The sequence below is a fragment of the Parvibaculum sedimenti genome (assembly GCF_009184905.1).
In the GTDB taxonomy this organism is placed as follows: domain Bacteria; phylum Pseudomonadota; class Alphaproteobacteria; order Parvibaculales; family Parvibaculaceae; genus Parvibaculum; species Parvibaculum sedimenti.
The window spans coordinates 201,674-214,897 of the sequence record NZ_WESC01000003.1; the positions used below are offsets into that span (position 1 = coordinate 201,674).

Sequence of the window (13,224 nt, forward strand, 5' to 3'; positions counted from 1 at the left end):
TCTCGAAGTTTGTGGACCCCCGCCAATCCCGTATAGAAAATACGGTCTCCGGCGTCAAATGACATTGCAGCCATGCGATCATGAGACGCAACTGCAATCACCCTCAGGCCATGCAGGCCCCCACCTTGGCTCCGCTCACAGGTGCCATGCTGACCGGGCCCATTCCGGGCGCTGGCGCTGCTTCTCCGCCATGCGGCAGCGCCGCCGCGAGCCGCGCGTCGCGGCCGTAAATATCCTCGCGGAATTCCGCGGCTCCATCCTCGTCGGCAAAGGCCGTCCAGTAGGCGATCACCACGGGAATGTCGGTCGCCATCTGCACACGCTGAGTCGCGCCCTCTTCAATCGCCGCTTCGATGCGCTCGCGTGGCCAGTTCACATTGGCCTTGAGGAGCTTCTCGGCGAGGTCGAGCGGCTTTTCGAGACGGACGCAGCCATGGCTGCGGGCACGCGCATCGCGATCGGCTTTATTGAAGAGACTCCGCGCCGGCGTGTCGTGCAGATAGACGTCGAAGGCGCTGTGCAATTCGAACTTGATCCGGCCCAGCGAATTCTTCGGCCCTGGTGCCTGCACGATCTGGCCGTTCTTCCACTCCATGTTGTGCGCTTCGAGATAATCCGGATTGCGTCGCAGCGCCGGCATGATCTCCTTGCGCACGATCGACACCGGCACGACCCATGGCGGATTGACCACCACCGCGCGAATATCGCTACGCACCAGCGGCGTCGGCGTCTTCCTGGCGCCAACAACAGTGCGCATGCGCAACACGGGCTTCTGGTCCACGATGAGTGCCGCTGTGGCCGATGCTGTGTTGACCTCGATACGCGTCGGGGGGATGCCGCGCGACAGTTGCCGCCACCGCTCGAGATTGAGCGCGATCTGCTCGGCGCGCGCGGCGGCGCTTACATTGAGCGCGGCGGCGGTCTTCTTGCCCAACGCGCCGTCATCGTCGAGACCATGACGTTCCTGAAATTGCTTCAGCGCCGCGAGCACATCGCCTGTCAAAACATCGCTACCTTCGGCATTCGCGAGATAGCCTTCCGCTGCGAGACGCTGCCTCAGCGTCGCGACGAGCGGGCTCGACTTGCCGGGCTTCACAGAGGTTTCGGGGGGGTCGATCATGTGCCAACCGCCCTGTGCGGCGAGCGCGCGGTAATGCGCGAGCAGGCCGATAAGAGCCGCATATTGAGGCTGCTGCGGCGGGAGACCTGCGAGCCAGGTCGAAACATCGCCGTCGGTGAGCGCCGTCTTCAATCCGGGCAGCACGTCGCCGGGATAGATGTCGAAATCGATATCGGAATCGACAGTCGTGGGATCGACCTGTCCCCGCGTCATGATCCGCGCATAGCGAAGTGCGTCGTCGGAAAGAAGCAGATCTCGCAGAGCCGCGTCCGTAGGTGAACCATGGAGCCGCGCAATATCGCCGAGATGGAAGATCCCGGGATCGAGCCCCTGCTCGCCCGCCTTGCTCAACGTGGCTATGAGCGCAGCCGCGTTCTGGCTAGACCACAGACAAGGCCCCTGCGCGCCGGAATATAACCGCTGCAGATCATCGGTGCGAATTTCGGTGCGCAGGCCTGCGCTCAACGAGGCGATGCTTCCAAGCGAAGCGGCGCATTCCCCCGCCTGAGCACCGCCGCCCGGAAGGAAAAACCCGGCCACTGTCAGAAAAACCAGACCGGATAGCCGGGAGATAGACGAATAACGCTGCACTGGCGACACCCTGCTTCAACCTATCGATACGCATTCACAATCGACCGAAGACTAGACCAACCAGCACCAGATTACATTGAAGGAGATCAACAGGGCAAAAATCAGGCGGGACGTTTCAGCACAGCGAGCCAGCTATAGCCGCGATGAAGTGACTGAAAATCGAGCGTTGCATCATGTGCGGCGGCGATTTCACCCAGCGCCTCGCGCAGATCTGCACGCGGGCTGACATGGAACCAGCCGAGCCAGGCGAAAAGCAACGCCCGGAAGAAGCGGGGCAGCCCCTCCTGCTGGCCGAAATCGACGATGTGAAGACTGCCGCCCGGCGCGACATTCCGCATCGCCTGCTCGACGGCCCTACGCCATTCCGGGATCATCGACACCGTGTAGGACATGAAGACACGCTCGAATTTCCGGATGCCGAACGCGCGCTCCGGATCGAAATCAGTCGCATCGCCCTGCGCAAAGCTCACCCGCTGTTCGAGCCGCGCCTTGCACGCCGCGGCGCGCGCGGTCGCGAGCATCTCCGACGAGATGTCCATGCCGTAGAACTCGGCCTGCGGAAAGCGCCGCAGCGCGGAGATGAGGTTGCGGCCCGTGCCGCAGCCAACTTCGAGAACGCGCATGCCCGGCCGCGCGCCGAGACCGGCAATGAGCCGGTCGCGGCCGAGGAGGTAATAGCGCCGGGTGAGGTCGTAGATATGCCGCTGGTTCCGGTAGACCCGGTCCATCAAATGCGAATGTCCGGTGTCGGCGATCGACATGTGCGTCCCTCAGCCTTTGAACGTATAGAGATGGAAGCCGCCATAGATCGAAGAGCGGTCACGCTGAGTCCAATCGTGCGAACGCTCGGCCTCGTAATGCCAACGGTCGAGGATTTCGGGCACAACACGACCGGGCAGCAAGGTCGGCTCGGCAGCCGTGCGGAAGATAACGCGCGCGCCGGGGCGCGCCGTGCGCGTCATTTCACGCCAGATGTCGTTCAGCTGTTCGTCGGTCATCCAATCCTGCGCATCGAGCAGGACATAGCGGTCGGCACTTGCATCGGGCTCGCTGCGCAGGAATTCGGTGAAGTTGCGGTTCATCACCTCGACGCGCCCGGCGCCAGCCTGCAATGCGGCGAAATTTTCGCGCTGAAGATAGGGCGGCAGAGAGGGATTGTCGCCCGGTGCATAGTGGCGGGCAAAGGCCTGCCATGCGAAATAATTGTCGGCGATGGGAAAGCCGCAGGCGAGCCGTTCGAGGCGCTCGCGCAGCACCTCATGCATCGGCCGCCCACCGGCAAGCTTCTCATATTGCGACGGCGGAATGCCGAGGCCGTAGAGCGAAGCCGGATTGTCGGTGACGCGACGCACGAATTTCCTGTCGAAGAGAGGCGCGAGCTTCGTATCGAAAAAGACCCGCTGACCGGCGAGCGAACCGGCGTCGAGCAACGGACGAAAATCGACGCCATAAAGCTTCGCAGCGAGATGCGCCCAGCCGATGAAATAGCCGAGAAGGCCATAGCGATAGAAATTGCGCGTGAAGAGCGTGATGCGCTTGCGGCCAGAAATCGACCGACGCTCCCAATAGTGGAACGTATCATCGTCGAGCCGGTCGCGCAGAAAACGCTGATAGGCTTCGAGATTGGCCTGGCTGTCCGCCTCGCCGAAGAAGCGGAAGAAGTGTTCATAGCTCGGCATATGCGCGGCGGCGGCAAGCTTCAGGCGTCCGAGCGCCACATGCGCCGGATTGAGGTCCACCGCCGTGATGCGGGCGGGACCCGCGGCGAGATAGGACATGACGTTGCAGCCGCCCGATGCGATCGCCACCACGTGATGCTCGGGGCGAAGTTCCATCGCTTCGAGGTCGATCACCGGGTCTTCCCAGATCTGCGGATAGACAAGGCCGGTGAAGAGCAGCGTGAAAAGCCGCTCCAGAACACCCTCTTTCGAGGCCGCACTGTGCCGGTGCACGGCGCGGTTCAAACGTTCCTTGGGGCGCAGGAGGGCGCCTTCTTCCACCAGAGGTTCGGCAATGGCAGCGGCCTGGTCGGTCACGTCGTCCCTCGCTTTCGCGCTATAGGCCGGCGAATCGAATGCCCGAAAATCTCGTGCCGGCTTTTCAGCAGCTACAGGGCTTGCGTGAAGTGCTTATGAACTTCTTGTGTCGAATGTGACAATGCGAGCACAGATTGATGGAAACACTGCTGGAATGATGACAACGGCCACGGGAACAGCAGAGCGCTTCATCAAATTCATGAACAGAGCCGCCACCCTTTCACGAAACACGGGAGCCATGATCTAATGGCTATTCACAGCGAGGTGGAACAATGATCGGGCGTGCAGGCTGATGCTTCTGGAGAACGGCGTCTGGATTTCCGACCCCGCGCCCGCGCGGCATGGCGGCCCCGCCCTCTTTCTCGACCGCGATGGCGTCATCGTGCGCGAGATTAACTACCTCTCGCGGCCTGAAGACGTGGCTCTGGAAACGGGCATTGCAGAGCTGATCGGCTGGGCGCATGCGCGGGGCATCGCGGTGGCCGCCATCACCAATCAATCAGGCGTCGCGCGCGGGCGCTTCAGCTGGGCGGAATATGAGGCGGTAGAGGCGGAAGTGGCGCGGCAGCTCGCGGCGCGCAATGTGGCGCTCGACCTCGTCATCGCCTGCGCCTTCCATGAAGACCACACGGAGGGCTTCGGGCAGGAGCATGCGCGCTGGCGCAAACCCGGCCCGGCCATGCTCGAACTCGCCGCCGAAAAGCTGGGCCTGGACCTCGGCGCGAGCATCATGATCGGCGACAAGGCGAGCGACGTCGAAGCGGCCCGCAATGCAGGGCTCACCCATGCCATCCATGTCCTCACCGGACATGGCGAAAAGGAACGCGCCGCTGCGCTGAAACTTGCGCGGCCCGGCTTCGCGGTTCACGCCGCCGCCGACCTCCACGAAGCGCTGGCGCTGCTCAAATCCGGGGCCTGGGAACGACCATAGGCCACCCCTTGCATAAGCATCATCGGGCCTGTTGAATGAGCGCCGACTCGGGCCTGGACGTTTGTTCCCGCCGCCCGTCCGGCCCACCCCGCCCTGGCAGACACAAATGACCGTTCCCTATTACGAGCCAACCCTCGCCGGCCGCGAGAGACAGTATCTGGACGAAGTTCTTTCGGCGAAGCAGCTTGCGGGCGACGGCAAATTCACCAAGGCCTGCCACGCGCTGATCGAGGAGGAAACGGGCACCCACAAGGCGCTGCTTACCCATTCCGGCACCGGCGCACTCGACATGATCGGCCTGTTGCTCGAAATCCAGCCGGGCGACGAGGTCATCATCCCGACCTATACCTTCGTGAGCTCGGCCAACGCCATCGCTCTGCGCGGCGGCGTTCCGGTCTTCGTCGACATCCGCGCCGATACGCTCAATCTCGACGAGACGCTTGTCGAGGCGGCCATCACGCCCAAGACCCGCGCCATCATGCCGGTGCATTACGCAGGCATTTCCTGCGAGATGGACACCATTCTCGCCATCGCGCAGAAGCACAACCTCATCGTGGTCGAGGATGCTGCGCAAGGTTACGGCGCGACCTACAAGGGCAAGCCGCTGGGGACGCTCGGCGCGCTTGCCGCGCTAAGCTTCCATGCCAGCAAGAACGTCATCGCCGGTGAAGGCGGCGCGCTGCTGGTGAACGATCCCGCTTACCGCTTACGCGCCGAAATCGTGCGCGAAAAGGGTACGAACCGCGCCCAGTTCTTCCGCGGCGAGATCGACAAATACACGTGGGTCGACCTCGGCTCATCCTTCCTGCCGAGCGAGATCGTCGCCGCTCTGCTGCTTGCCCAGCTCGAACAGGCCGATGCTATCAATGAGCGTCGCGTCGCGCTGTGGGAGACCTATCATGCCGCGCTGGCGCCGCTCGAAGCGCGGGGCCTCGCCCGGCGCGCCGTGGTGCCCAATGCCTGCCGCCACAACGGCCATATCTATTGGCTGGTTTTCGAGAGCGGCGACCTCCGCGCCAAGGCCCGCGACCTTCTGGTCGCCGAAGGGCTCACGGCTTCAGCTCATTTCGCTCCGCTACACAATTCGCCCGCGGGCAAGCGCTTCGGCCGCACGGGCAGCGACATGAAGGTCGCAGAACACGCGGGCGACGGCCTTCTCCGCATGCCGCTTTTCGCCCATATGGAGCCGGACGTCATCGCCCAGGTCGCGGATGTTCTGAAAAAGCTTTGAGCCTGAAAGACCGGCGAAAGGTCAGCCTTGCTTGACCGGCAGGCCCGCTCGCTTCCAGCCCTCGATGCCGCCGGTTAGTTCGAAAAGCTCGCCCTCGCAGGCTGCGGCAAGCTTGCCCGCATTCGTGGTCGTGCGCATGCCGCCCTTGCAGTGAAAGACGACTTGCTGCTTGCCGAGCGACTTCAGGTCGTGCTCGCCGAGTTCCGACAGGGGCACGAGATGAGCGCCGGCGATATGCTCGGCGGCATGCTCATTGCGCTCGCGAATATCGACAAGCACGGCATCGCCCGCATCGAGCCACGACTTGACGGTGGCTGCGTCAACCGGTTTCAGCGACATCAGATTTTCCTCTTCATGGCTCGCGCCTTTGCGGGCGGGCAATAAATATCGGCCAGCGTTTCGATGACGCGCTGCGCCGCCGGGCTCGCAAGCTTGTAATAGATCGTCTGCGCTTCGCGCCGCGTGGCCACCAGCCCCAGCTCACGCAGCAGAGCAAGATGCTGGGAGAGCGCCGACTGGCTGATACCGACGAGTTCCTGCAGATCGCCGACCGAGATTTCACGGTCCGCGATCTGGCAAAGGATCAACAGCCGTCGCTCATTGGCGAGCGCACCGAGGAGCTTCGTCGCCTCGGCGGCGCTCGCCTCCAGATCCCTGATATCCGCCGCCATGGCCATGCTCAAACTAGTCCCGTCGCCGCCCGCCGACGACGTGTTTCAACAAAATCTTATATTAGCATTAGTTGATATATTTTCAAGCGACCTTACATTTTCACGCGAAATCCGCGCGGAGTGCTTGACGCCCGCCAGCCGCCAACGCTAGTCTTGTTGCAATGCAGCATCGGACCCGAAAATGGGAGATGCGTCATTCCGAGTTATTCGGACATACCCTTTATCTTTCAAACGGCCTTTCCTCCGATTTGCAAAGGGCATGAAGCCTGGCGTCGGTCTCCAGCTCAGAAAGCGGACCCGCCATGGTAAAAGACAGCAAGCGCCACATTGACAGCCTTAAGGACGGGCGGACCATCTTCATCGATGGGCGCCGCGTCGCGGATGTGACGACCGATCCCGCTTTCGCTCATGCCGTCGCCACGGCCGGCAATTTCTACGATTTCCAGGCGGCTCCCCAGAACATCGATGCGATGACCTTCACCTCGCCCAAGACTGGCGATCAGGTGAGCCGCGCCTGGCAGCTGCCCCGCAACCACCGTGAGCTGGTCGAGCGGCGCGAAGCACTCGTCAAATGGTCGCGCATGACCTGCGGCATGGTCGGTCGCTCACCGGACCACGTCGCCTCGACCATGGCGGGCTTCCGCATGGGCCTGCATGTCTTCCACGAGAACAATCCGGCGCGCGCCCGCGCGGTCGAGAGCTATTACGAATATGCCCGCGACAACGACCTCTACCTCTCCTACGTCATCATCAATCCGCAGTCCGACAAGGCGAAATCCGCCAGTGGTCAGCCCGATCCTCATCTCGTCGCCTCAGTAGTGGACGAAGACTCGACCGGCATCACCATTCGTGGCGCGAAGATGCTTGCAACCAGCGGCATCATGGCGAACGAGGTTCTGGTTTCCGGATTCCAGGCCCTGCAGGCGGGCGATGAGGCCTATGCCTTTACGGCAGCCGTACCCATCGGCGCAAAGGGCCTGACGCTGATGTCGCGCCGCAGTTATGAGCAGAATGCGACCTCCACATTCGACTACCCGCTCTCCGCCCAGTTTGACGAGAACGACGCCGTCATCTATTTCGACGATGTGAAGATTCCGTGGGACCGCGTCTTCGTCTACAAGGACATGAAGATGGCGCAGGCGCAGTGGCATGACACGCGCACGCATGTCTTCCAGAACTATCAGTGCATGATCCGCCTGATGGTGAAGCTGCAATTCCTGCTGGGCCTCGCCCGCAAGATCGCGGAAATCAACAACATCATCAATTATCCGCAGGTGCGCGAGACGCTCGGCCTGCTGGCGGCCAAGGTCAACAATATCGAGGCGCTCGTCATCGCGATGGAAGCCTCTGGCGAAAATTACCACGGCTATTACGTGCCGAACCGCAGCATTCTCTGCACGGCGCAGGTGATCGCCCAAAACACCTACCCGGAAGTCGTGGAGGCGATCCGCACGCTCGCCGGCGGGGGCCTCATCATGGTGCCGTCTTCCTATGCCGATTTCGATACGCCGGAAACCAACGCTATCATCCAGAAGACGCAGCGCTCGGTCAGCACCACGTCGGAAGGCCGCGTGAAGCTGATGAAGCTCGCTTGGGATGCCGTCGGCTCGGAATTCGGTTCGCGGCATCTGCAATACGAGATGTTCTATTCCGGCCCGACTTTCGTCACGCGCGGAAACTCCTTCCGCTTCTTCGACTGGGACGGAGTCAAGGGATTCGTGGACGAGTTCATGAATTCCTACGATCTGCCCTCCGCTGGATCTTCGCGCTCCGCAGCGGAGTGAGCGTCGATGCACGGATCAGTGACAGTCTCGTCGGATGAAATCCGGCGGCTCGCCTTTGCCGAGCATGGGCCTGCCTCCCTTCAGATTTCGGAGACCGGCGCGCTTGCCGGTCTCGATTTCGCGGTGAAGGATCTCTTCGACGTCGCGGGCTACAAGACCGCCTGCGGCAATCCGGACAGGCTGCGGGACAGCGCTCCCGCTGTCGCGACGGCTCCGTCCGTCGTCGTAGCGCTCGCAGCTGGCGCACGCCTCATCGGCAAGACGCATACGGATGAAGTCGCCTGCGGCATGTTCGGCATGAACCCGCATTTCGGCATCCCCATCAACCCGAAAGCCCCCGACCGTGTGCCCGGCGGCTCGTCCAGCGGCTCGGCTTCAGCCGTCGCCGCAGGCTTCTGCGACTTCGCGCTCGGTTCCGATACCGGCGGCTCGATCCGTGTGCCGGCGAGCTTCTGCGGCCTTTATGGTCTTCGCACGACATTCGGCCGCGTATCGGTCGCAGGCGTCATGGCGATGGCGCCGAGCTTCGACACGGTGGGCTGGCTCGCGCGGGACGCCGCCATGCTCCGCCGCGTGAGCGAGGTCTATCTGGGCCCCGTCGGCAAATACTCCGCGCCTCGCTTGCTCCTCGCCCGGGACACGTTCGACATTCCCTCGCGCAGCATCGGCGCCGCGCTTCTTCCTTTCGCGAATGCGCTTGGAGCGACGCGCGAAATCACCCTCTTCGAGGAAGGCGTCGATTATTGGCTCGACACGTTCCGCCCGCTCCAGCTCCATGATCTCTGGTCGACTCTCGGCCAATGGGGCACAGCGCCGGGGCGGAACCTGAGCCAGGCAGTTGCCGAACGCATCGAGCTTTCATCGACCATCAAGCCGGAGGCCGTCGCCGCAGCCGTCCTCAAGCGCGAGGCGCTGACCACGCGGCTCATCGACCTTCTCGGCGATGACGGCTTCATCATCATCCCGACCGCGCATGACCTGCCGCCGCTTCGCGACGCGCCCGTCTCCGCACAGGTCGAGTTCCGCGAAAAGACGCTGGCGCTCACCTGCATTGCGAGCCTGACCCGGTTGCCGCAGATCAACATCCTGGCGACGACATTCGATGGCTGCCCCATCGGACTTTCGCTCATCGCAGGTCCGCGCGGAGAAGAGCGGCTTCTCGCTTTTGCCGAGAACCTCGGTGCACTGGACGGCGCCGCATGAAGATTTTGCCCAACGGACAGCGCGACTTCGTGGGCTATGGCCGCAACAGGCCAGATGCCCGCTGGCCAGGCGGGGCGCGCATGGCGCTCGTCATCGTGCTCAATGTTGAGGAGGGGGCCGAGCCCTCCCTGCCCGATGGCGACGCCGCAACCGAAATCGCGCTGACCGATGGGATTTTCGGCGAGGTGCCCGCTGGCACACGCGACTTCGTGGCCGAAACGCTCTTCGAATATGGTTCCCGCGTCGGCTTCTGGCGGCTCCACGACCTCTTCGTCGAGCGCGGTGTGCCGCTGACCATGAACGTCTGTACGCAAGCCCTATTGCGCAATCCGGAAATCGCAAGCGCAATCCGTGAAGGAAAGTTCGACCTCTGCTGCCATGGCGACCGTTTCCTGCGCCAGTTCAACATGAGCGAAGACGCGGAACGCAACGCCATCGCCGCCGCCGTAAAAGGCCTCCAACAAACGCTTGGCCGCGCGCCGCTCGGCTGGCAGAGCCGCTACTCGCCGAGCGAGCGAACACGCGCGCTTCTCGTCGAGCATGGCGGATTTCTCTACGACGCGGACTCCTATGCCGACGATCTTCCCTACTGGGTTGATGTCGCAGGCAAGCTCCACCTCATCGTGCCGCACACATTCACGAATAACGACAACAGGCTCGCCACCGCAAAGCTCGCGACGGCATCGGAGTTCTATGAGCACCTCGCCAGCGCCTTCCGCGTCCTCCACGCCGAAAGCGCCCGCAGCCCGCGCCTGATGACGGTGAGCCTTCATTCCCGTATCTCCGGCCAGCCCGCGCGCCTCGAAGGCATCAGCCGCTTTCTCGATCTTGTCGCGCAGCATGATGATGTCTGGATCGCCGGACGCTCCGACCTCGCGCGGCACTGGATCGCAGAGCATCCTCCGGTGACATCATGAGCGCGGCGCAACTCCTCATCCGCGGCGGTCTGGTTGCCGACCCGGCATCGGCCCTTGTGGAGCCTCGCGATCTTCTGGTCGAAGGCGCTCGCATCGTTGCCGTCGCCGCGCCGGGAAGCATTGCGGCGCCGGGCGCGAAAATTCATGACGCCTCGAACCGCTTGATCCTGCCCGCCTTCGTCAATGCGCATACGCACGGACATTCCAATCTCGTCAAAGGCGTGGCCGATCGCTGGACGCTCGAAGCCTCGCTGACCAATGGCCCCTGGCTCGCAGGCGCGCGCGACACGGAGACGATCTATCTCTCCGCCCTGCTCGGCGCTCTCGACATGCTGTCCAAGGGCTGCACCTCCTGCTTCGATCTCGTTTATGAATTTCCGCTGCCGACGAAAGCGGGCTTCGCCGCCGTCGCACGCGCCTATGCCGACGCAGGCATGAAGGCGGTGCTCGCGCCGATGGTCGCTGACAAGACGCTCTTCACCGCCATCCCTGGCCTGCTCGATTCCCTGCCGGAAGATCTCCGCAAGACCGTCAGCCAGTTCGATCTCGGTAGCGCAGATGCCACGATTGCAGCCATTGAGGACATAGCTGAGGGTCGCGACGAGTTGCCGGAAGGGATCGAACTCGCCATCGCGCCGACGATCCCGCATCACTGCTCGGAAGATTTTCTCGCGCGCTGCATCGATCTTGCCGAACGGCATGACCTGCCGATTCACATGCATATTGCGGAATCCCGGCTTCAAGCAACCACGGCGCGGAAACTCTGGGGTGTCTCGCCCGTGCGCTATCTGGCTGACCGCGGCATCCTGCGCCCCGGCTTCGTTGCCGCTCACGGCGTATGGCTCGACGGAAGCGACCTCGACCTCCTTGCCAAGCATCAATGCTCCGTCGCGCATATCCCCGCGAGTAACCTCCGCCTCGGCTCCGGCATGGCGCATGTGCGCGCCATGCTCGACCGAGGCATCAATGTCGGCCTCGCGACCGATGGTGCAAACTCTTCCGATGCGCTCAGCATGCTTCAGGCAATGCGGCTTGCTTCCTATGCATCGCGTGGATTTTCCGGCCCCCGCGAAAACTGGCTCAATGCAACAGAGACGTTGAGACTTGCGACGCAAGGCAGCGCGGGCATCACCGGCTTTGCAAACACGGGCCGAATGGAACTCGGCGCGGCCGCCGATCTTGTTTTCTTCGATCTCGATCACCTCGATTTCATCCCACTCACCGATCCTGTCAACCAGATCGTGACAGCAGCAGACACTGCATCGATCAGCGACGTCATGGCGAATGGCCGCATGGTCTTTTCCGGTGGCCGCTTCACCGCCATCGATACATCCGGCCTACGCGAGCGTGTACGCGAAGCCGTCCTCAAGCTCTCCGCGAAGCTCGCCGATGCGCGGCCACTGGCAGCAAGGCTGGAGCCGCATGTCGTCGCTTTCGCCGAGAAGGCGTCCGAAGAACCCCTCGGTGTCGAGCGTTTTGTAAACCCGCGTGAGAAAAGCCAATGACTGTCATGTCCACCACAATCGGTGTTCAGGATTTCCGCCGGGCCTGTTCTCTCTTCGCGACCGGCGTTGCCGTGGTCACGGCCCGCCTCGGTGAGGCGCAAGTCGGCATGACGATCAACTCCTTCGCGTCCGTCTCCCTCGAACCGCCGCTCGTTCTCTGGAGCCTGCGGGAGACATCGCGATCTCGTCCTGTTTTTGAAGAAGCGGGCCATTTCGCCATCAACATTCTTTCCGCCGAACAAATGCCTCTTGCACAGCATTTCGCCAAGGGCGCCGAAGATGTCTTCGATGGTCACGAACTCGCGCCGTCGACGCTTGGCCTTCCCCTCCTCACCGATGCGCTCGCCCATCTCGAATGCCGCACGCGCCACATCTATGACGCAGGCGATCACCGCATCTTCGTCGGCGAAGTCATCGACCTCACGTCGCGCGAGGGCTCGCCCCTCGTCTTCTATCAGGGCCGCTTTTCACCCGGCCTCCCCGACCTCAATGTTTCAGGCGTCGCCTAATGAGCAAAACCATCCGCATCGGCCACATCACGCCCTCTTCCAACACAGCCCTCGAACCGCTCACCTATGCGATGAACGAGCCGCTGAAGCATCGCATGACGCATCACTTTTCGCGCATGACGGTGACGCATCTGGCTCTCAGCGGGTCCTCGGAGGCGCAATTCCAGCTGGAGCCAATGCTTGCCGCCGCGCGCCTTCTCGCCGACGCGCCGCTCAATGCGATCCTCTGGAACGGCTCCTCGGCAAGCTGGCGCGGCCTCGAGAACGACGTCGCGCTTTGCGAAGCGATCACCCGCGAAACAGGCATCGCCGCTTCGACCACGACCATTGCCTTCTGCAAAACCTTTCGTGAGAACAGCTGGCGCCGCATCGCGCTCGCTGTTCCCTACACGTCGGATATCACGGGGCAGATCGGCGTCGAATATGCGCGACAGGGCTTCGAGGTTGTCGGCGCGGCGAGCCTCGGCGCCCGAGAGAATATCGAGATCGGTGCGACCGACCCCGAACCGATCAGGAGACTTCTGCGCGCGGCCGCGCAAAGCAAGCCCGATTGCATCGCCGTCGTCTGCACGAATTTCAATGCGACCGAACTCGTTGAAGAGATGGAAACCGAACTCGGCATACCCATTGTCGACTCGATCGCCATCACTTTTCGCGAAGCCTGCCTGATGACAGGCGTCGACCTCGCCATCCCCGGCTGGGGCCAAATTCTCGCCGGAAACTGAC

General features: G+C 62.7%; 13 protein-coding genes. 8 read left to right on the forward strand and 5 right to left on the reverse strand.

Annotated features, from left to right (window positions below; translation table 11 throughout):
- Positions 1–103: 103 nt before the first annotated feature.
- The 3 genes from F2P47_RS04540 to F2P47_RS04550 form a co-directional block, all read right to left on the reverse strand.
- Positions 104–1,585 carry a L,D-transpeptidase family protein gene (locus tag F2P47_RS04540; RefSeq protein WP_152214981.1) on the reverse strand — a complete coding sequence of 494 codons (1,482 nt, stop codon included), beginning with the start codon at positions 1,583–1,585 and terminating at the stop codon, positions 104–106.
- Positions 1,586–1,812: 227 nt separating this feature from the next.
- A complete protein-coding gene (locus F2P47_RS04545) occupies positions 1,813–2,472 on the reverse strand; it encodes a class I SAM-dependent methyltransferase (protein WP_152214982.1) in 660 nt (219 codons plus the stop codon).
- 9 nt (positions 2,473–2,481) lie between these two features.
- Positions 2,482–3,711, reverse strand: coding sequence for a BtaA family protein (locus F2P47_RS04550; protein ID WP_185680947.1), 1,230 nt, complete (start codon positions 3,709–3,711; stop codon positions 2,482–2,484).
- A gap of 328 nt (positions 3,712–4,039) precedes the next feature.
- Here F2P47_RS04550 and F2P47_RS04555 point away from each other — a divergent pair, with 328 nt between their 5' ends.
- Together F2P47_RS04555 and rffA are read left to right on the forward strand one after the other, a co-directional pair.
- Entirely contained in the window at positions 4,040–4,678 is a 639-nt protein-coding gene (locus tag F2P47_RS04555; RefSeq protein ID WP_152214983.1) for a D-glycero-alpha-D-manno-heptose-1,7-bisphosphate 7-phosphatase, read from the forward strand.
- 106 nt (positions 4,679–4,784) lie between these two features.
- Complete coding sequence (gene rffA / locus F2P47_RS04560; protein ID WP_152214984.1) at positions 4,785–5,909, forward strand: dTDP-4-amino-4,6-dideoxygalactose transaminase; 1,125 nt, start codon at positions 4,785–4,787, stop codon at positions 5,907–5,909.
- A gap of 21 nt (positions 5,910–5,930) precedes the next feature.
- Here rffA and F2P47_RS04565 read toward each other — a convergent pair whose 3' ends face one another.
- A complete protein-coding gene (locus F2P47_RS04565; protein ID WP_152214985.1) occupies positions 5,931–6,248 on the reverse strand; it encodes a rhodanese-like domain-containing protein in 318 nt (105 codons plus the stop codon).
- Positions 6,248–6,586, reverse strand: a complete 339-nt coding sequence (locus tag F2P47_RS04570) for an ArsR/SmtB family transcription factor (RefSeq protein WP_152214986.1) — start codon at positions 6,584–6,586, stop codon at positions 6,248–6,250. The genes F2P47_RS04565 and F2P47_RS04570 overlap by 1 nt, the downstream gene beginning before the upstream one ends.
- A 296-nt stretch (positions 6,587–6,882) precedes the next feature.
- Between F2P47_RS04570 and F2P47_RS04575 the strand changes: the two genes are divergently transcribed.
- From F2P47_RS04575 to F2P47_RS04600, 6 genes are read left to right on the forward strand one after another with little or no spacing between them, the layout of a single operon-like run.
- Positions 6,883–8,364, forward strand: a complete 1,482-nt coding sequence (locus F2P47_RS04575; RefSeq protein ID WP_152214987.1) for a 4-hydroxyphenylacetate 3-hydroxylase family protein — start codon at positions 6,883–6,885, stop codon at positions 8,362–8,364.
- 6 nt (positions 8,365–8,370) lie between these two features.
- A complete protein-coding gene (locus F2P47_RS04580) occupies positions 8,371–9,567 on the forward strand; it encodes an amidase (protein WP_152214988.1) in 1,197 nt (398 codons plus the stop codon).
- Positions 9,564–10,484, forward strand: a complete 921-nt coding sequence (locus F2P47_RS04585; protein ID WP_152214989.1) for a polysaccharide deacetylase family protein — start codon at positions 9,564–9,566, stop codon at positions 10,482–10,484. Before F2P47_RS04580 ends, F2P47_RS04585 begins: the two co-directional genes overlap by 4 nt.
- Positions 10,481–11,989: an amidohydrolase family protein gene (locus tag F2P47_RS04590; RefSeq protein ID WP_152214990.1), complete on the forward strand. Its 1,509-nt coding sequence runs from the start codon at positions 10,481–10,483 to the stop codon at positions 11,987–11,989. Before F2P47_RS04585 ends, F2P47_RS04590 begins: the two co-directional genes overlap by 4 nt.
- Positions 11,986–12,498 (forward strand): flavin reductase family protein, encoded by a 513-nt coding sequence (locus F2P47_RS04595; protein ID WP_152214991.1) that lies wholly within the window; start codon positions 11,986–11,988, stop codon positions 12,496–12,498. Before F2P47_RS04590 ends, F2P47_RS04595 begins: the two co-directional genes overlap by 4 nt.
- Positions 12,498–13,223, forward strand: a complete 726-nt coding sequence (locus F2P47_RS04600) for a maleate cis-trans isomerase family protein (protein ID WP_152214992.1) — start codon at positions 12,498–12,500, stop codon at positions 13,221–13,223. Before F2P47_RS04595 ends, F2P47_RS04600 begins: the two co-directional genes overlap by 1 nt.
- The last annotated feature ends 1 nt before the right edge of the window (position 13,224 follow it).